Source organism: Paraglaciecola sp. (assembly GCF_039964565.1).
Classification (GTDB): Bacteria; Pseudomonadota; Gammaproteobacteria; order Enterobacterales; family Alteromonadaceae; genus Paraglaciecola.
In genome coordinates this window covers 95004-113112 of sequence record NZ_JBDVXF010000025.1, presented here as the reverse complement: position 1 = coordinate 113112, position 18109 = coordinate 95004, and the positions used below count along the sequence as shown (strand labels likewise).

16 protein-coding genes are annotated in these 18109 nt (G+C 41.1%); 12 read left to right on the top strand and 4 right to left on the bottom strand.

Annotated elements, in window-relative coordinates; translation table 11 throughout:
• Positions 1 to 258: 258 nt before the first annotated feature.
• Positions 259 to 1608 (bottom strand): glutathione-disulfide reductase, encoded by a 1350-nt coding sequence (gene gorA / locus ABJK37_RS10370; protein WP_348352888.1) that lies wholly within the window; start codon positions 1606 to 1608, stop codon positions 259 to 261.
• 248 nt (positions 1609 to 1856) lie between these two features.
• Between gorA and prlC the strand changes: the two genes are divergently transcribed.
• The 6 genes from prlC to ubiB all read left to right on the top strand — a co-directional run bounded on the left by prlC (position 1857) and on the right by ubiB (position 8963).
• A complete protein-coding gene (prlC, locus tag ABJK37_RS10365; protein ID WP_348352885.1) occupies positions 1857 to 3893 on the top strand; it encodes an oligopeptidase A in 2037 nt (678 codons plus the stop codon).
• 2 nt (positions 3894 to 3895) lie between these two features.
• Positions 3896 to 4591, top strand: coding sequence for a DNA-3-methyladenine glycosylase I (locus ABJK37_RS10360; RefSeq protein ID WP_348352882.1), 696 nt, complete (start codon positions 3896 to 3898; stop codon positions 4589 to 4591).
• Between the two features lie 238 nt (positions 4592 to 4829).
• Entirely contained in the window at positions 4830 to 5708 is an 879-nt protein-coding gene (locus ABJK37_RS10355) for a sugar phosphate isomerase/epimerase (RefSeq protein WP_348352879.1), read from the top strand.
• Positions 5709 to 5892: 184 nt separating this feature from the next.
• Complete coding sequence (gene ubiE, locus ABJK37_RS10350; RefSeq protein WP_348352876.1) at positions 5893 to 6672, top strand: bifunctional demethylmenaquinone methyltransferase/2-methoxy-6-polyprenyl-1,4-benzoquinol methylase UbiE; 780 nt, start codon at positions 5893 to 5895, stop codon at positions 6670 to 6672.
• Position 6673: 1 nt separating this feature from the next.
• Entirely contained in the window at positions 6674 to 7330 is a 657-nt protein-coding gene (locus tag ABJK37_RS10345) for an SCP2 sterol-binding domain-containing protein (RefSeq protein WP_348352873.1), read from the top strand.
• A gap of 1 nt (position 7331) precedes the next feature.
• Complete coding sequence (gene ubiB, locus ABJK37_RS10340) at positions 7332 to 8963, top strand: ubiquinone biosynthesis regulatory protein kinase UbiB (protein ID WP_348352870.1); 1632 nt, start codon at positions 7332 to 7334, stop codon at positions 8961 to 8963.
• A 24-nt stretch (positions 8964 to 8987) separates the two neighbouring features.
• On the opposite strand, the gene ABJK37_RS10335 is transcribed toward ubiB, so the two are convergent.
• On the bottom strand, positions 8988 to 9908 hold the full coding sequence (locus ABJK37_RS10335; protein ID WP_348352867.1) for a hypothetical protein: 921 nt from the start codon (positions 9906 to 9908) through the stop codon (positions 8988 to 8990).
• 158 nt (positions 9909 to 10066) lie between these two features.
• On the opposite strand from ABJK37_RS10335, the gene tatA reads away from it, so the two are divergent.
• The 6 genes from tatA to hemB all read left to right on the top strand — a co-directional run bounded on the left by tatA (position 10067) and on the right by hemB (position 15186).
• Positions 10067 to 10318 carry a twin-arginine translocase TatA/TatE family subunit gene (gene tatA, locus ABJK37_RS10330; protein WP_348352864.1) on the top strand — a complete coding sequence of 84 codons (252 nt, stop codon included), beginning with the start codon at positions 10067 to 10069 and terminating at the stop codon, positions 10316 to 10318.
• On the top strand, positions 10318 to 10617 hold the full coding sequence (gene tatB, locus ABJK37_RS10325) for a Sec-independent protein translocase protein TatB (RefSeq protein ID WP_348352861.1): 300 nt from the start codon (positions 10318 to 10320) through the stop codon (positions 10615 to 10617). Before tatA ends, tatB begins: the two co-directional genes overlap by 1 nt.
• 2 nt (positions 10618 to 10619) lie before the next feature.
• Positions 10620 to 11363 (top strand): twin-arginine translocase subunit TatC, encoded by a 744-nt coding sequence (tatC, locus tag ABJK37_RS10320; protein ID WP_348352858.1) that lies wholly within the window; start codon positions 10620 to 10622, stop codon positions 11361 to 11363.
• Positions 11364 to 11487: 124 nt separating this feature from the next.
• A complete protein-coding gene (locus ABJK37_RS10315; protein WP_348352855.1) occupies positions 11488 to 12297 on the top strand; it encodes a TatD family hydrolase in 810 nt (269 codons plus the stop codon).
• Positions 12290 to 14185: a diguanylate cyclase gene (locus ABJK37_RS10310; protein ID WP_348352852.1), complete on the top strand. Its 1896-nt coding sequence runs from the start codon at positions 12290 to 12292 to the stop codon at positions 14183 to 14185. The genes ABJK37_RS10315 and ABJK37_RS10310 overlap by 8 nt, the downstream gene beginning before the upstream one ends.
• 8 nt (positions 14186 to 14193) lie before the next feature.
• Positions 14194 to 15186, top strand: coding sequence for a porphobilinogen synthase (gene hemB / locus ABJK37_RS10305; RefSeq protein WP_348352849.1), 993 nt, complete (start codon positions 14194 to 14196; stop codon positions 15184 to 15186).
• A 141-nt stretch (positions 15187 to 15327) separates the two neighbouring features.
• Here the strand turns inward: hemB and ABJK37_RS10300 are convergent, their stop codons facing one another.
• Positions 15328 to 16845: a guanosine-5'-triphosphate,3'-diphosphate pyrophosphatase gene (locus ABJK37_RS10300; RefSeq protein ID WP_348352846.1), complete on the bottom strand. Its 1518-nt coding sequence runs from the start codon at positions 16843 to 16845 to the stop codon at positions 15328 to 15330.
• Positions 16842 to 18104: an ATP-dependent RNA helicase RhlB gene (gene rhlB / locus ABJK37_RS10295; RefSeq protein WP_348352843.1), complete on the bottom strand. Its 1263-nt coding sequence runs from the start codon at positions 18102 to 18104 to the stop codon at positions 16842 to 16844. The genes ABJK37_RS10300 and rhlB overlap by 4 nt, the downstream gene beginning before the upstream one ends.
• Positions 18105 to 18109: the final 5 nt, after the last annotated feature.

The window sequence follows — 18109 nt, the reverse complement described above, 5'->3', positions numbered from 1 at the left end:
GTTCTCCCTTTGGGCGAGGTTTAAAAGCACCTACTCTGCGTTGCTCGAACTTACAATAGAATAACTATTGCTTCATTCGAACGCCTTGATTAGGTGATTTTAAACCTCGCTGAGCGATCAATTGTTAGGATGGATTGGTATCAATTCAGAAAGAGACAAAACTTAGAAGAATAAAAAAAGCTGAAAGTATCGTTCACGATACTTTCAGCTTAAGATTGATTTTCTAATAAAGCTTAATAACAAAAAGAAAAATGATTGTTAGTTGAGGGTAACAAACTCCTCGCCGCTAGTTGGGTGAATTGCCACACAGGCGTCAAAGTCCGCTTTGGTGGCGCCCATTTTCATAGCCACTCCAAAACCCTGGAGTATTTCATCCATGCCCGCTCCGATGCCGTGAAGCCCCACTACCTTTTGGTTTTCGCCAGCACAAATTAACTTCATACGGGTCATCTGACGATGTTTAGTTACCGCAGTATACATGGCGGCAAAACCCGAGTTATACACAGTAATATTAGCGAGTCCATATTCCTCAATGGCTTCTTGCTCACTTAGCCCAATTGTACCAATCGGAGGGTGGCTGAACACTACAGTAGGGATCAACGAATAGTCCATGTGCGCATCAGTTTGACCATTAAACAAGCGCTCAGACAGCAAACGACCGGACTTCACTGCAACGGGGGTGAGTTCAACGTATCCAATGTTATCACCCACAGCGTAAATACCTTCAACGTTAGTATTTTGATACTTATCGACCTTAATATAGCCACGCTCGTTTAGTTCAACGCCGGTATTTTCTAAGCCAATTTTATCTGTGGCTGGTTCGCGGCCTATAGCCCAAACCACACAATCCGTTTCAATGGATGTGCCGTTTTCAAATTCAATAGTTAAAGAACCATCTGAGTTTTTTGTGACACAGTTAGGTGTGGCATTCGTATGCAATGTGGGGCCGTCCTGAGCCATAAGCTCGACTAAAGTCTCGGATAACATAGTGTCAAAAGTACGCAATGGAGCATGTTTACGCACCACCAAATCGGTTTTAGTGCCTAATGCATGCATCACCCCCGCAAGTTCTACAGCAATATAACCAGCGCCTACTACTACGGCACGTTTTGGCTGCTCAGTCAGCTCAAAGAATCCGTTTGAATCGATTCCTAATTCTGCTCCCGGTATTTTAGGTAAGGTAGGTCGCCCACCAGTGGCAATCAAAATGTGATCTGCGGTGTACTGTGTGCCGTTTACTTCGATGGTATTTTTATCCACAAAAGTAGCGAATCCATTAATTAATGTGACCCCATTTTTTTCGAATCCCATTCCGTAACTACCATGAATACGCTTAATGTAGGCTTCGCGGCTATCTACTAAGGTTTGCCAATTAAAGTTATTCACCGTGACATCAAAACCATAATCAGGTGCATACAAGTTAATGGCCTCAGCAACATGGGCGCCAAACCACATCACTTTCTTAGGTACACAACCTACGTTGACGCATGTTCCACCGATAGCATTGGCTTCCACCAGCGCTACTTTTTTACCATGTTTCGCCGCGCGATTGGCCGATGCAATACCACCGCTGCCACCACCAATACATATATAATCAAAATCTGCCATGAGTCTGCCTAGTTGAAGTCTATTTAAAATAAGTGAGTAAAAGATAATGCCTATACGACAAAAATAACACCGCAATTTTGCAATTATCGCAATCTAGTTAATCGATGAGTTTTCGGATCAATTAGAACGACCCTGCTCAAAATAAATTACATCTACCAAAATTAAATGCTACATCAAGCGGTCTGCTATTGAGATTTCACCTAAGTAACCCAATTTCTTGGTATAACTGATACAAAGAAGAGTATTTTATGAGCAACCCAATCAATGACTTATCCGGCCTACCGCAATTTTCGGCCATCAAACCTGAGCATATTCAACCTGCAATTAAGCAAGCGATTGAAGCCTGCAAAGCCAAAATTAGCGAGTTACTAAAACAAGATAGCTTCAGCTGGAACAATCTAATCGCCCCCATTGAGGAAGTAGACGATCAACTAAGTCGTAAATGGTCCCCTATTTCCCATATGAATTCAGTGGTAAGCAATGATGAACTGCGAGAAGCTCATGACGCTTGTTTACCTGCTTTGTCAGAATATGGAACTTGGGTCGGACAAAATGCTGACTTATACAATGCTTATTGCCAAATTGAAGCTAGCGACGAGTTTGCAAACTTGTCAGAAGCACAGCAAAAAGTCATTGCTCATGGGATCCGAGATTTTAAACTTTCGGGTGTAGCTTTAGATGAAACCAGAAAAGCACGCTATGCCGAGATACAGAGTCGCTTATCTGACTTAGGCTCAACCTTTAGCAACAATGTGATGGATGCGACTTTAGGCTGGCAAAAACACGTGACAGATAAAGCGCAATTAGCAGGATTACCTGATTCCGCTTTAGCTGCGGCTAAACAGTTGGCTGAAAGTAAAAACCTAACGGGTTGGTTATTTACCTTAGATATTCCTAGTTATTTACCGATAATGACCCATGCAGATAATCCAGAATTACGTGAAGAAATGTACCGAGCTTATACCTCTAGAGCGTCTGATCAGGGTCCCAATGCTGGTAAATGGGATAATACCGAAATCATCAACGAAACTTTGAGTTTACGACAAGAACTGGCGCAGTTGTTAGACTTTAAACATTTTGCAGACTACTCATTGGCCAGTAAAATGGCCAATTCAAGTGAACAGGTTAATGGTTTTCTACAAGACTTAGCAAAACGTTCTAAACCACAAGCACAACAAGATATACAAACCCTAGCAGACTATGCCAAAGAGCACTTTCAAAAAGATAGCTTAAATGCATGGGATTACGCTTATTACAGCGAAAAATTAAAAGAACAAACCTACAAAATTTCCGATGAACAATTACGCCCTTACTTTCCTGAAAACACTGTAGTAAAGGGCTTATTTGAAGTCATTTCACGCCTATACAACTTAACCATTACAGCTCGTGACAATATAGATACATGGCACAAAGACGTGCGTTTTTATGATATTCACGATAGCTCTGGCGCATTACGTGGCAGTTTCTATTTTGACTTATTTGCTCGAGAAAAAAAGCGTGGCGGTGCTTGGATGGACGAATGCCAAGTGCGCAGACAAAAGTTAGATGGCAGCCAGCAATACCCAGTTGCCTATTTAACCTGTAACTTTAACGGCCCTGTTGGCGACAAACCGGCGTTATTTACTCACGACGAAGTGGTGACTTTGTTCCATGAGTTTGGACATGGCATTCATCATATGCTGACCAAAATAAATGTAGGTGGAGTATCGGGTATCAACGGTGTGCCATGGGATGCAGTAGAATTACCCAGTCAATTTTTAGAAAACTGGTGTTGGCAGCCAGAAGCGCTAAGTTTTATTTCTGGGCACTTTGAAACAGGTGAGCCTCTTCCTAGAGTGTTACTCGACAATATGTTAGCAGCTCGCAACTTTCAATCCGCGATGCAGATGCTAAGACAACTGGAATTCAGCTTGTTTGATTTCAGCTTACATGAACATTTTGTTGCAGGAAAAACCAATGTTCAACAATGGTTGGATGAAGTGCGTAAGCAGGTCGCCGTGATTATTCCGCCAAGCTTTAATCGATTCCAAAACAGTTTTGGGCATATTTTTGCAGGCGGCTATGCTGCAGGTTACTACAGCTATAAGTGGGCTGAAGTGCTGTCATCTGATGCCTTTAGTCGTTTTGAAGAAGAAGGCATTTTTAATCGACAAACTGGACACGATTTTTTGACTAACATCTTAGAAATGGGTGGCAGTAAAGATCCGATGCAGTTGTTTATTGCGTTTAGAGGAAGAGAGCCAGAAGTGGATGCATTGCTTCGACACTCTGGTATTGCAGCTTAGCAATGAGTTTGAGCAATTTAGAAACCTTTAAGCGAATCCAACAACGAGCTTGCGAGCGAAAGGGAGGCCCGCAAGCTTTGTCAGCCATTATCGACAGACCGTTAGATAGCTTTGAGTTGAGCCAAATTAGCGATGATAGGTTTTTGGCTGAGTTCACTAAAAAAGTGTTTCAATCGGGTTTTGTTTGGCGCGTGGTAACAAACAAATGGTCGGATTTTGAACGAGTGTTTTTTGACTTTAATATCGAAAAAATACTATTAATACCTGATGAAATGCTTGAAAAAAAGGCCACTGACCCTAGTATCATTCGCAATTTTACTAAAGTTAAAACCATACGTGACAACGCCATAATGATTGATACAGTGGCTCGCGAGCATGGTAGTTTTGCTGAGTTTGTCGCTCAATGGCCAACTGAAGATATTGTCGGTCTGTGGGCCTATTTAAAAAAACATGGCGCTAGACTTGGGGGCAATACCGGCCCTTATGGGTTAAGGGCATTAGGCAAAGATACCTTTCTATTAACCAATGATGTGATAGGTTATTTTTATAAGCGTCATATCATTTCTGGTTCTGCTCAGTCGAAACGCAGTCTTACCGCGATCCAGCAAAGCTTTAACGAACTACAACAACAGAGCGGTCTTTCATTGCAGGAGTTGAGTATGATCCTCTCAAAAAGTGTGGGTGATAATTTAATTTAGTTCATCAGCAACTCTTTGTGCATTGTTTATAGTTCTATTGGCATTTAACCGAGAGCAAACAACGCTGATTTTATTGCATTAGCGACTGATTCCTAACTATCAGTTTTGCCATTCTTTGGTTATCATCTCGTTAATGTTATATCTACAAAACCTTAACAAGTTTATTTTGATTCTGACGATTTAAAGGTAGATATGCACAGCTTCTGGAATCCAGTTTACTTTTACAAAGGTGTAGAACATGAATAAAATTTTACTGACTTGTTATTTGGTTTTTGCTTTATTTGGGCTTACGGCTTGTTCTGGCACAGAACCTAATCAAATAGAAAACGTCCAAGTTCCACCAGTGAGTGTGCAACTTTGGTCAGTCAAAGACGCGATTGAAAAGGATTTTAAGGGTACCCTAAAACAACTTGCAGATATGGGGTTTCAAGGTGTGGAGTTTGCTGGGAATTACGGTGAATTTTCTGACAACCCTCAAGGTTTGAAAGAATATCTGAACTCATTGGGTTTAAAAGCCAGTGGTGCTCACGTTGGTTTTGACGGACTAAGAGGTGAAAAATTAACACCAACACTCAATTTCTTAAAAGCACTAGAGATTGAAATGGTCATTGTACCTATGGATAGCAGAGCTTGGAGTCCTGATGGTGTGGAGAGTTTGGTAGCAGAATTGACTGAACTATCTACTAAATTAGCGAAACAAGGTATGTTGATTGGTTACCATAATCATGACAGAGAATTTGACCCTTACCAAAACTTAACCTTTTGGGATTACATTGCTAAGAACACTCCACAGAATGTGTTATTGCAGTTGGATGTTGGTTGGGTAAACTTTGCTGATAAGGATGCAATTGAATACGTGAAACGTTACGCAGGACGTACTTTAGCGACTCATATTAAGATCCGAAATTATCATGGCCCCGATAGAACTCCGCAACAAGCGAGTCCAATTATTGGTGAAGACCAATACGACTGGGCGAGTTTGATTAAAACCCAAGCGGCAGTGGGTGGGACTCGTTGGTTAGTGCTAGAACAGGAGGAATACCCAGATGGTTTGTCTTCAATGCAGGCTGTTAAGAAATCAAAATTAGGCTTAGATAAAATAATAAGCACACTATAATGTTAGGCACATTGTGCCTAAATTGCCTCAGTTGATGACAATATTTTCAACTGAGGTATTTGTATCCATATCCTTCGATTTCCGTGTTTAACAAACAGACACAATCAAAAAAGCTACAAACATTCGCTGTTGACGCGCGCCTTAATTCGGTAAACTAGTAATAATTGATACTCAAGGAATACTCATGAGCGCGCCTGAAACACCTGAAACTCATTCACAGCAACAACAAACCACACATTTTGGTTTTAAACAGGTAGACACCAGCCAAAAAGTTAATATGGTCAAAGATGTGTTCCAGTCGGTTGCAGCAAAATACGATGTAATGAACGATTTAATGTCTTTTGGGATCCATCGTTTATGGAAACGCTACACAATCGATTGTAGCGGTGCCCGCGCTGGGCACAAAGTATTGGATTTAGCCGGTGGCACAGGAGATTTAACTGCTAAATTTTCTCGTATTGTAGGCGAAACAGGCCAGGTAATATTGGCCGACATCAATGACGCCATGTTAAAGGTTGGCCGCGATAAACTCCGCGATAGAGGTATAGTTGGCAATGTAGAGTATGTGCAAGCTAACGCCGAAACTCTGCCCTTTCCTGATAACAGTTTTGATATTATTACTATCGCGTTTGGGCTTAGAAACGTAACAGATAAGGACAAAGCGTTAGCGTCGATGTATCGCGTCTTAAAACCTGGCGGTCGCTTATTGGTATTAGAGTTTTCTAAGCCTAGCAACGAAATGTTAAATAAAGCCTATGACATGTATTCATTTCATTTGTTACCAAAAATAGGGCAGCTTGTGGCAAATGACGCTGATAGTTATCAGTACTTAGCCGAATCTATTCGCATGCATCCAGAGCAAGAAGTACTCAAAACAATGATGGACAACGCTGGATTTGAACAAACCACTTATCATAATTTAACAGGCGGTATTGTAGCCTTACACAGAGGCTTCAAATTTTAGTATGCCTTTTGCTCAGTTAATGACCGCAGGTATCGAGTTAGCGATTAATCGCTTACTTAAACTCGATGAAGATAGCCCACATCGCTTGAAAAAATTATCCGGAAAATCGCTGCAGGTAACTATTGCAGAATTGCCATGGCCTTTAGTGTTTAATTTTTCGGAGCAAGTGGTAGTGCGGTCTGTCACTAGTGCTGACAAAGACTTGGCCTCTACGACTGAATCTGTTGATTGTTTAATCGAATTGAATCTAGAAACGCTTCCCAAACTTAAAGATAGCAGTCAACTCACGCAACTTATCCAGCAAAAACAGCTTAATCTAATCGGTGATGTCTATGTGGCACAAACCTTTAGTAACTTACTTAAAGATATAGACATAGATTGGGAAGAACAACTTTCTGAATATACGGGAGATGTGGTAGCCCACCAGACGTTTGCGAGCATGAGAGCCTTATTTGATACCGCAAAATCACAGATAGAACAAGGCGCCATTGATCTTAGTGAACGCTTAACCCAAGGCGATTCAATTGCCGTCAAACCAAGTGAAGTTCATGAGTTTAGCAAAGGAGTAAATGAGATCCGTAGTGCCACTGAGCGATTGTTTGCCCGAGTCGCCCAATTAGAACAACGCCAAAAAACCGCAACAGGATCAGATAATTAACGTGAGAATTCTACGCTTTTACCAAATAAATAAGGTGATGTTGCAGCACGGCTTAGATGAGCTTATTCCTAACAAATGGCTGCCTTGGTATGCAAAATTAGGACGAATTGGATTTTTTTGGTTACGTAATAAACATCCAGATAAATCCCAAGGAACTCGTGTTAGGTTAGCCCTGCAAACCTTAGGGCCAGTTTTTATTAAATTCGGTCAGATGTTATCGACTCGCAAAGACTTACTACCAGAAGACTTAGCTGCTGAATTATCTATTTTACAAGACCAAGTTGAACCATTCGATCCCGAGTTAGCAAAACAAATTATCCGCCAAAGTTTTGGCCTGGCGGATCTTGCTGAGGTATTCTCTGAATTTGAAACTAAACCATTAGCCTCAGCCTCAATTGCGCAAGTTCATGCTGCTAAGTTAAAAAGCGGTAATCAAGATGTAATAGTTAAAGTCATTCGCCCCAAAATCAAACATACCATTCAATCTGATATTGAATTGATGCGTACCGTGGCCAATGCCTTACAAAAACTATTACCAGATGGTAAGCGTTTGCGCCCAGTCGAAGTGGTCGAAGAATACGAACGCACCATAATTGACGAATTAGATCTGACTCATGAAGCCGCGAATGGCATACAATTTAAACGCAACTTTGAAAATTCGACAGCTTTGTACGTTCCAACTATTTATAGTGACTACAGCCATAAAAATGTGATGGTAATGGAACGAATTTACGGCACGCCTATTTCTGACGTCACCCAGTTAGTTGCCCGCAATACCAACATGAAAAAATTGGCTGAACGCGGTGTTGAGGTTTTTTTCACCCAGGTTTTTCGAGACAGTTTTTTCCATGCAGACATGCATCCTGGCAATATTTTTGTTTCTACTCACAGCCCTGATGATCCACAATATATCACCATTGATTTTGGCATAGTAGGTACCCTCAATAGCGAAGACAAGCGATATTTGGCAGAGAATTTCATCGCCTTTTTTAATCGCAATTATCGTAAGGTGGCGCAGCTACATGTGGACTCGGGATGGGTGCCTTCGAATACCGACATCGACGATTTTGAAGCGTCGATTCGCAAAGTCTGCGAACCTATTTTTCAAAAACCGCTAGCAGAGATTGAATTTAGCAACGTGTTACTACAACTATTTAATACTGCTCGGCGTTTTAATATGGTGATACAACCGCAACTGGTACTGCTGCAAAAAACCCTCCTTTATATTGAAGGCCTAGGCCGTCAGTTATACCCACAGCTTGATTTATGGAAAACCGCAAAACCGTTTCTAGAAAACTGGATGAAGGAACAAATTGGATTGAAAGCTATGTATCAAAAAATTTCTGCGAACCTACCTTATTGGTCTGAGAAATTGCCTGAAATGCCAGACTTGATTTACGACACTTTAAAACAAGTTAAAAAATTACCTGAGCAGCAAAAGCTGCAATTTGAGTTACAACAAAAACAATTAAGACAACAACACCGTAGTTCGCAGCTAGTTTTAGTGGGCGCTACTTTTATCATCTCCGCAGCCATTTTGCCTACTTATCAACCGAATTGGTGGCCAAGTATATGCTGTATAGCGTTAGGATTAATAAGCTGGGTAGTGGCTTGGCGATTCAAAAGTACGTAGGTTCGAGGCGGTTATAAAAAGCGGTTAATCGTGACCAAAATACCCCTCTAATCTTAAAGCTATGCCGTACGAAGCCGAAAAACTCTCGTCACGGCGCCACATTATAAAGGGTTCGACTTCGTAAAATAGCCACTTGCGTAATGTGTTTTTACGCCATCTAAGACTCACTAAATATTCTTCTAAACGATAGTTAGGGCGACTCAAACCTTCAATATAAAAGCCCGATATCAAAGCATTTTTTTCATCAAATTGAGTTAACTTCTGCACATTGTGTTGCCATAACCAATCATTACTGTGATCTCTAAAATAAAAATGATTGTTCCACCTGAATATGGAATTTTTAGTGACGCTATGGGAAAGCTGCCATGAAAAATTCGCACCTAAGCCGTCGTTACTATACAAGTAGGCCGAGGTTTCCCAATTTAACTTGGTTTTTTCAGATAACAAATGGGAGTGTCGATAACGGCTTTTGACAAATGCCTGCAATCGACGTCCTACCCCGATACGATGTGATAAACCACTTTCAGGGCTACTACGCCAACGCAACGCTAAACTAAAACGGTTTCTTTCTGTAAACTCGTTGTTGCCTGAGGATTGCAGATCATTATTTTGTCTATCATCTTCGTAATCTGAAAAAACTAAATCTGCTCGATTTTTTAAGTTAGGTAATCTAACCCTAATTTTAACCCGCGTTTCAAACTCATTTAAATGGCGACTTCTCGGCTCCCAGCCCAAGCGGATCCGTGCCTCTCCTGTTGCTTCTTCATCGTGATTAAATTCCTTAAGTTCAAAATAATCATCAAACCACATCGCACTAGAATTAACAGATGAGGCAATGCTCTCATGCATACTGTCTAACCACGGATATTCTTGTTCTGTCTCTTGCCCATTAACTTTTGCGACAAAAGCCATAACAACAAAGAACAGTAACAGAGCGTTTCTCACATATTTCCTTTTAATATCAGTAAACGATTGGTGTTTGCGATTTTAGAATAGCGTAATTGATGCTCAATAGCTTAAACATCTCAGATTTGCTATCAAATCCAGTGACCTTTCCAATAAGCTAAGTATAATGAAATCCATACAGTTTCTAGGAGTATTTTATGTTTGGCATTAGCCCTATGCAGTTGTTGATTATTTTGGTGATCGTAGTGTTACTTTTTGGAACCAAAAAATTACGAGGTTTAGGCGGAGATTTAGGCTCTGCACTAAAAGGTTTTAAAAAAGCCATGAGTGACGACGAAAAAGAAAAGGACGCTGATTTTGTTGCGAAAGAAAAAGTCGAAGACAAAACGACCGTAGAAGCAGAAAAAACAGTTCAGCAAACCAAGAGTGAACAAAAAGAGCAAAGTTAATGTTTGATATCGGCTTTTTTGAACTACTAATTATTGCCGTTGTTGGTTTAGTAGTCCTAGGACCGGAGAGATTACCTGGTGCTGTGCGCTCGACTATGAAAACAGTACGCAGCATTAAAGGTATGGCCAGTGGTTTTCGGCAAGAAGTAGAACAACAATTCAAAATTCATGAATTACACGAAAACTTAAAAAAAGCCGAACAGCAAAACCTAGAGAATCTATCTCCTGAATTACAAAAATCTGTTGATGAACTTCGCGATGCCGCCAAGTCCGTTCAAAAACCTTATTCTAAAGAGTAACTATGGCTGAACCCAATAGCTTAATTGCTCATTTAATCGAGCTTCGAGGCCGTGTTTTAAAGGCTGTTGTTAGTGTATTTGTAGTGTTTTTATGCTTGGTATATTTTGCCCAAGATTTATACCATTGGTTAGCCACCCCTTTATTAGACACTTTGCCTGAAAACGCGCAAATGATTGCGACAGATGTGGCGTCTCCTTTCTTCGCACCATTTAAGTTAACTATGGTGTTATCTTTTTTTATTGCCATTCCCGTCATTCTCTATCAAATATGGGGATTTGTTGCGCCTGGACTATATAAAAACGAAAAACGACTAGTAGCGCCGCTATTGCTTTCCAGCACCCTATTGTTTTACTTAGGGATGGCGTTTGCGTATTACGTGGTGTTTCCATTGGCTTTTGCATTTTTCTCTAGCGTCGCGCCAGAGGGCGTGGCAATCAATACCGATATTAGTAGTTACCTTAATTTTGTGCTTAAAATATTTTTTGCATTTGGTTTGGCTTTTGAGATCCCTGTTGCTGTTGTATTGATGTGCTGGACAGGTATGACAACGGTGGAAGCACTTAGGGCAAAACGCCCCTATGTTATAGTGGCTGTATTTGTAGTAGGCATGCTACTTACTCCGCCTGATATCATCTCTCAAACCTTGCTCGCTATACCGATGTGGGTGCTGTATGAATTCGGTATTATTGTTGGCAGTATTTATTCTCGTAATAAAGCAGATCAAGAGCAGCAGGAATCCCCTTGAAGTATGCAACAGAATTTATTGTGGCGAATTGTACGAGACTACGCTTAAAACGCCATCAAGCTAATCTAAATCTACGACTTTTAAATGAACCTTCCTTTTTGTAATAGACCAATGAGGTAAACAGATGTCTTGGTGCGATATTGGCGTTAATTTTACTGATCCACGTTTATCTTTTGAGGCAGTATTTGAACGAGCTTTAGCAGCTGACGTTTCCCAAATCATCATAACTGGTACCAACTTAGACAAGAGCCATAAAGCGACTCAATTGGCGCGCCAGTATCCGAGTCACTTATTTACAACAATTGGTGTTCACCCACATGACGCTAGCCAATTTACCCAGCAAACGGTCAATGACCTTAGAGCCTTAGCCAAATCATCCCAAGTTGTCGCAATGGGAGAATGTGGTTTAGATTTTAATCGAAACTTTTCCACTCCCGAGCAACAGTTGTTTGCTTTTGAAGAACAGCTTAAGCTAGCCTGTGAACTTGGGTTGCCAGTTTTTTTGCATGAGCGCGATGCTTTTGAGTCGCAGATTGATTTATTAACATATTATCGAGCACAGTTGAAAGGCGGCGTTGTTCATTGTTTTACCGGTAATAGCGAACAGATGCATCGCTATTTAGATCTAGACCTCTTTATTGGTATTACAGGTTGGGTTTGTGATCTCAAACGCGGCCAAGATTTGCGAGAGGCCCTAAAAACATTACCCTTAGACCGGATACTATTGGAAACTGATGCGCCTTACCTACGACCTAAAAGCCTAGCGAACAACCGTAAAGTAGACCAAGGTAATAACGAACCCGCCTACCTACCCTATATTGCAGCACAAGTGGCAGAGTTAATGGAAATTGATACGGAAACTCTAAAAGTAGCATGCCAAACCAATTCACAGAAATTATTCAAATTTTCTAAGCAACGAGCAGCCCATGAATAATACTTCAATTGGGTTAGTATTAAGCAAAAATTGGTTGTTACTAATGCTTAGCATTTTCTGTGCAATGGCAATTTTTGCTGCGACTAATTTATTCGAAACAACGCGAGTGAGTCATAAACAGGTACAAAACATTACACACCTAGTTGACTCAGAAAAAGTATTCTCGATTACGGATATCATCGGTCAGCCCAATGATAGTTGGCAGCCACTTAACCACGACCTAACCACATTAGAAATGTCCAATAGCCAACATTGGTTTAGGTTCACCTTAGAGGACCTTTCCACTGCACAAATTTGGTTGTTGGAAATTGACTATCCTTTATTGGACGAGGTTAAGGTCTGGTTTGTGCAACACAATGAGGTGCTTAGCGAATACGCCGTAGGAGATACCTTAGCTTTTTCACAACGCACTATTGAACATGAAAACTTTGTTTTTGCGATCCCTAATAACGCGCAACCTATTGTTGTGTATATCAGCACTTATACTAAAGGTGCGATGCGTTTACCCTTAAATATATGGCAGCAAAACAATTATCTCGAGCGTACCAGTAAAAACAATTTGGTCATGGGAGGGTTCTTTGGATTAATGTTAGCGATGGGATTGAGCAACCTATTCTTTTTCATTACAACCCGCTCTCCAATTTTTTTGACCTATACCGGCTATGTCGTATGTATCGCGTTAACTTTGGCGGCCATTCAAGGTTTAGGTTATCGCTACATTTGGCCTAACTCGCCGTGGTTACAACAACATGCAATAGGAATTTTTGCCAACCTAACTCTTTGGTTGTCGATTATGTTTTGTGATGGATTACTTAACGTTAATGCCTTTAATACCAAACTGAGTCGGCTTCTCAAATCTGTCGCGGCTACTTTTATATTGGGTTTAATTGTCAGTTTATTTGTACCACTTCCAGTATTCCTCACGGCATTTTTAGCCATTTTATGTATTGCTGAACTCATTGTTTTGGTTGTCGTTATTTGGTTATGGCTAAAAGGTTTACGAATAGCTGGGTATTATGCTTTGGCATCGGCTGTACTTTTCTTTAGTGGTTTTGCCTTGAGTTTAGATGCCTTAAACATCGTTGAATTTAACTCTCCTAGCTACTATTTACTGATGTCAGGTGCGGCCTTTGAAACCGTGCTTTTGGCACTTATTTTGGCTGTTAGCCATAATGAACAACGCCAAGCTTTGATCAATACTCAATCAGAATTATTAAACCAAGAAAGGCAAGCGCAACATGCCCAAAAAGATTTGTTGTTATTACAAGAAAATGCGACTGAAGAGCTTGAATACAAAGTACAGGAGCGCACATTAGAGTTAGAGATTGCACTGCGTGAATTATCTGAAACAAACCGTGAACTCCAAGAAAAAAACACCTTGGATGCGTTAACTGGGATCCGCAACCGCAGCTATTTTGATAAAAAATACCAAGCTGAAGTACGCCGAAGCCGACGCGAACACACGCAATTATCTGTTGTCATGATGGACATCGATCACTTCAAAAAAGTAAACGACCAATACGGTCATTTAGTGGGTGACCAGTGTATTAAGTCGGTCGCCCAAGTTCTGCAAAAAGCCTTAAAAAGACCCAGTGATGACGTGTGCAGATACGGTGGCGAAGAATTTTCTCTCATTTTGCCTAGTACTGACCTAGAAGGAGCCTTGGCGCTAGTCGAGAAACTCAGAACAGAGATAGAACAAACCAGTATACAAGCAGACGGAGTGTCTGTGGATATCACTATTAGTGCGGGCATAGGTAGTGCAATAGCAGAGCTAAACCAACCGGAAAACGCTATTTTAGCTTTGGCCGATAAACAACTTTACAACGCCAAAAATTCAGGTCGAAATAACGTAAAAGGCAGCCAATTAAGTGGTGTAGAACAGTAGGATTAATTATGAAACAACAATTCCCGCATACTCGTATGCGTAGATTACGTAAACAAGGCTTTACCCGTAAATTGGTGGCAGAGAATCAACTGACATCTAGTGATTTAATATACCCCATGTTTGTATTGGAAGGCGAAAATCTGCAACAAGCGGTACCTTCGATGCCCGGTGTCAACCGCTTGTCTATTGACCTGCTAGTCGATGAAGCCCATGAGCTTGTTGAACTTGGAATTCCAGCCATTGCTTTGTTTCCGGTAACTCCAATGAATGCCAAATCATTGTGTGCCAGCGAAGCGTTTAACCCAGATGGTCTAGCGCAAAAAGCTGTGCGCGCTATCAAACAAGCAGTGCCTAACATAGCAGTTATTACTGATGTCGCCCTAGACCCATTTACTTCCCATGGACAGGATGGCCTAATTGATGAGCACGGATATGTGCTCAATGATGAGACCATAGAGGTGCTGGTTAAACAAGCCTTGTCACATGCAGAAGCAGGAGCGGATATCGTTGCCCCATCCGACATGATGGATGGCAGAGTAGGAGCATTGCGCCAAGCACTTGAAAGTAATGGCTATCTCAATACTTGTATCATGGCTTATTCTGCCAAATACGCTTCTAGCTATTACGGACCGTTCAGAGATGCGGTCGGTTCAGCTGGCAATATAAAAGGAGGAAACAAAAAGAACTACCAAATGGATCCTGCGAACTCAGACGAAGCGATGCGTGAGATTGCATTAGATTTACAAGAAGGTGCAGACATGGTGATGGTCAAACCCGGCATGCCGTACTTAGACATAGTTAGACGTTGTAAAGATGAGTTCAAAGTGCCCACGTTTGCCTATCAAGTCAGTGGTGAATATGCCATGCACAAAGCAGCGTTTGACAACGGCTGGTTAAAAGAAGATGAAGTGATATTAGAATCGTTGATGGCTTTTAAACGAGCTGGGGCGGACGGAATTTTAACTTATTTTGCGAAGCAAGCCGCGCAACTTTTACGTTAGTTAACGGTTAAGCCCCTATCATTTAAGATTTTAAATGGCGTTAGCTTAATGACCCACAGCTAGCGCCAACGCTCTATTGTTTTTGTACAATACTACTTGATTGGAAAAAGTTGCCCTAGATGCGCAGCCTGGATTACAACACTAAAAACATTCAAGTACCCAACCCACTTTATGCTGTTGCCACTTTTCATTGGCTAATTCAGCATCGATTAAAGGATGAGATTTCAACCAGCCTTCAGGAAAAGTAAGCACCCACTTTTTATCTGATACTTTGATCGTAAAGTCGGCAACCAGATTATCTTTTCGACGAATCGAAAGTAAACAAGATAAACGTAAGATTCTCACTAGTACCAAAAGCGCTTGGCGCACTTCTGGGTGGAAGGAATCAAATAAACCGAGCTTTATTTCTTGCCTATGGCTTTGAACCAACATTTTAATACCGGCGCGTTGCTGTTGGGTATAACCCACCATAGGTAGATGCTGTAGAATGTATGCACCGTGTTGATGGTGTAATTTATACTCAATATGTAAACCAATTTCATGCAACATTGCGGCAGCCATCAACATAGCTTCACAGTCGACTTTCCCTAATACTATTTGATTTTGTATTTGCTTAAACAATCCAAGTGCGATGTTTTTAACTCGGTTAGCGTGTTCAGGATCTATATGAAAGCGCTCAATACTCTGCTCCAACGTTTGCAATCTGCGGTCGTTTTGTTGCATGTTATCTAACATGCCATAGATAAGCCCTTCTCTTAACGCCCCACCTGATATTTGCATTTCTTGAATATTGAGCTGTTCAAACAGCGCAATCAATATTGCTAAACCACTAGGAAAAATAGCTCTTCTAGACTCAATTAACCCTTCTATTTGCAATAAATCAATAGACTCACAATCTATACATTGCTGTTTTAAATTATGTAGATAATCCAAGCGGATAGAATCACTGATACCTTGTGTCACTAAAATTTCAGTAATCGCTTGTGGGGTGCCTGAGGCGCCTAAACACTGTTGCCAGTCAAAACTAATAAAGTCGTTTTTTACTGGTTCTAACAGCGATTTAGCCCGCTGAATTGCCTGCTCAAAATTCTGTTTTGATATTTTCCCGTCAGTAAAAAAGTGCTCTTTAAATGTGACACATCCCATATTCAGGCTAATTAAGTGGATCGGGTTCATATCATTGCCGACAATCACTTCAGTGCTTGCACCGCCTATGTCAATCACCAAAGAGTTACCTTGATTGGCAGAGGTGTAAGCCACGCCTAAATATATTTGTCTGGCTTCTTCCTCACCATCAATCACATCTAACTTATGTTTGAGTATTTTTTCTGCTTTTTTGATAAACACGTCTGCGTTAGCGGCTAAACGTAATGTAGCGGTTCCGACAATTTTAATATTTGAAAGGGGAATATCCTGTAATCGTTCAGCAAAGGTTTCTAAGCAACTCCAACCTCTATCAAGACTTTGCTGGTCAAGCATCATATTTTCATCTAGACCAGCCGCGAGTCGTACTTTCTGCTTTACTTTACCAATAATATGTACGCTGCCGGCCACAACTCGCACAATAACCATATGAAAGCTGTTAGAGCCTAAATCTACGGCGGCATACAATTGCTCAGGTTGCGAAAAGGGTGTCAATATCTCGGTATTATTATTCATCTATTTCGATTTGGGCGTGGACCTGAAGGTCGTTTTTGGTGACTTTTACCACTTTGCATACGTTTTTTATAACGCGCTTTAGGTGGGGTCACGTCTCGTAATAGATCATTGGGATTATACTCTGTCACTGGAATTGAGTGTTGCACATACTCTTCTATTGCCGGTAAATTCAAAGCATATTTTTCGCACGCAAAACTAATTGAACTGCCGCTTTCACCTGCACGACCTGTTCTTCCAATGCGGTGTACGTAATCTTCGGGATCATCGGGTAAATCGTAGTTAAAGACGTGGCTTACCATTGGAATATGTAAGCCCCGTGCGGCAACATCCGTGGCGACTAGTATATCGATTACGCCACTAGTAAAATTATCCAGTATTTTTAAACGTTTATTTTGCGGGACATCACCACTTAACAATCCTACTCTATGATTATCCGCTTCTAACCAATCTGATACTCTTTCACAACCGTGCTTAGTATTTGCAAACACTATCGCTTTATCTGGCCACTCTTCTTCCATCAAAGTTAATAGCAAATACGGCTTATCCTCGTCTGAGGGATAAAATAGCTCTTCTTTTACTCGTTCCGCAGTTTTTCTTTCAGGCTCAATCTGTACATGAGTCGGATTGTCCATGTGATCGTAAGCAAGCTCCTGGACGCGGTAAGACAAAGTTGCTGAAAACAGCATACTTAAACGTTCAGTTGGTTTTGGCATTCTCTTGAATAAAAACCGAATATCTTTGATGAAGCCTAAATCAAACATACGGTCAGCTTCGTCTAACACCGCAACCTGAATGCCAGCCAGAGAAAAGATATTTTGTTTATAGTAATCGATGATTCGACCTGTGGTGCCGATAATAATATCTACACCGCCTTGTAATTTTTCCCGTTGACTTTGATACCCCTCGCCCCCATAAATCAATCCAAGGGTTAAACCCGTGTGTTGGCTAAGCAATTCTGCATCGTTAAAAATTTGCACCGCTAATTCACGGGTAGGCGCCATGATGATCGCCCGAGGCTGACGTTTTGAGTCTTGTGGGTTAGTCAACAAATAGTGGAAAGTGGCGACCAAAAATGCGATGGTTTTACCTGTTCCTGTTTGCGCTTGGCCGGCAATATCATTGCCTTCAAGTAGCTGCGGTAAACTCAAAGCTTGAATAGGTGTACAAAGACTAAAATTGGCCGCATTTAGGGCTTCTATAACCTTTGTATTAATGGGTAAGTCTGAAAATTTTGTATCGGTTAAATGTGTAGTTGGCATAGCTT

Excerpts from the sequence above, each read along its gene's own strand:
- ABJK37_RS10360 (WP_348352882.1), top strand. The coding sequence starts at position 3,896 with ATGAGTTTGAGCAATTTAGAAACCTTTAAGCGAATCCAACAACGAGCT.
- ABJK37_RS10300 (WP_348352846.1), bottom strand. The coding sequence starts at position 16,845 with ATGAATAATAATACCGAGATATTGACACCCTTTTCGCAACCTGAGCAA.
- tatA (WP_348352864.1), top strand. The coding sequence starts at position 10,067 with ATGTTTGGCATTAGCCCTATGCAGTTGTTGATTATTTTGGTGATCGTA.
- rhlB (WP_348352843.1), bottom strand. The coding sequence starts at position 18,104 with ATGCCAACTACACATTTAACCGATACAAAATTTTCAGACTTACCCATT.
- gorA (WP_348352888.1), bottom strand. The coding sequence starts at position 1,608 with ATGGCAGATTTTGATTATATATGTATTGGTGGTGGCAGCGGTGGTATT.
- ABJK37_RS10310 (WP_348352852.1), top strand. The coding sequence starts at position 12,290 with ATGAATAATACTTCAATTGGGTTAGTATTAAGCAAAAATTGGTTGTTA.
- tatB (WP_348352861.1), top strand. The coding sequence starts at position 10,318 with ATGTTTGATATCGGCTTTTTTGAACTACTAATTATTGCCGTTGTTGGT.
- ABJK37_RS10345 (WP_348352873.1), top strand. The coding sequence starts at position 6,674 with ATGCCTTTTGCTCAGTTAATGACCGCAGGTATCGAGTTAGCGATTAAT.
- ABJK37_RS10315 (WP_348352855.1), top strand. The coding sequence starts at position 11,488 with ATGTCTTGGTGCGATATTGGCGTTAATTTTACTGATCCACGTTTATCT.
- hemB (WP_348352849.1), top strand. The coding sequence starts at position 14,194 with ATGAAACAACAATTCCCGCATACTCGTATGCGTAGATTACGTAAACAA.
- prlC (WP_348352885.1), top strand. The coding sequence starts at position 1,857 with ATGAGCAACCCAATCAATGACTTATCCGGCCTACCGCAATTTTCGGCC.
- ABJK37_RS10355 (WP_348352879.1), top strand. The coding sequence starts at position 4,830 with ATGAATAAAATTTTACTGACTTGTTATTTGGTTTTTGCTTTATTTGGG.
- tatC (WP_348352858.1), top strand. The coding sequence starts at position 10,620 with ATGGCTGAACCCAATAGCTTAATTGCTCATTTAATCGAGCTTCGAGGC.
- ubiE (WP_348352876.1), top strand. The coding sequence starts at position 5,893 with ATGAGCGCGCCTGAAACACCTGAAACTCATTCACAGCAACAACAAACC.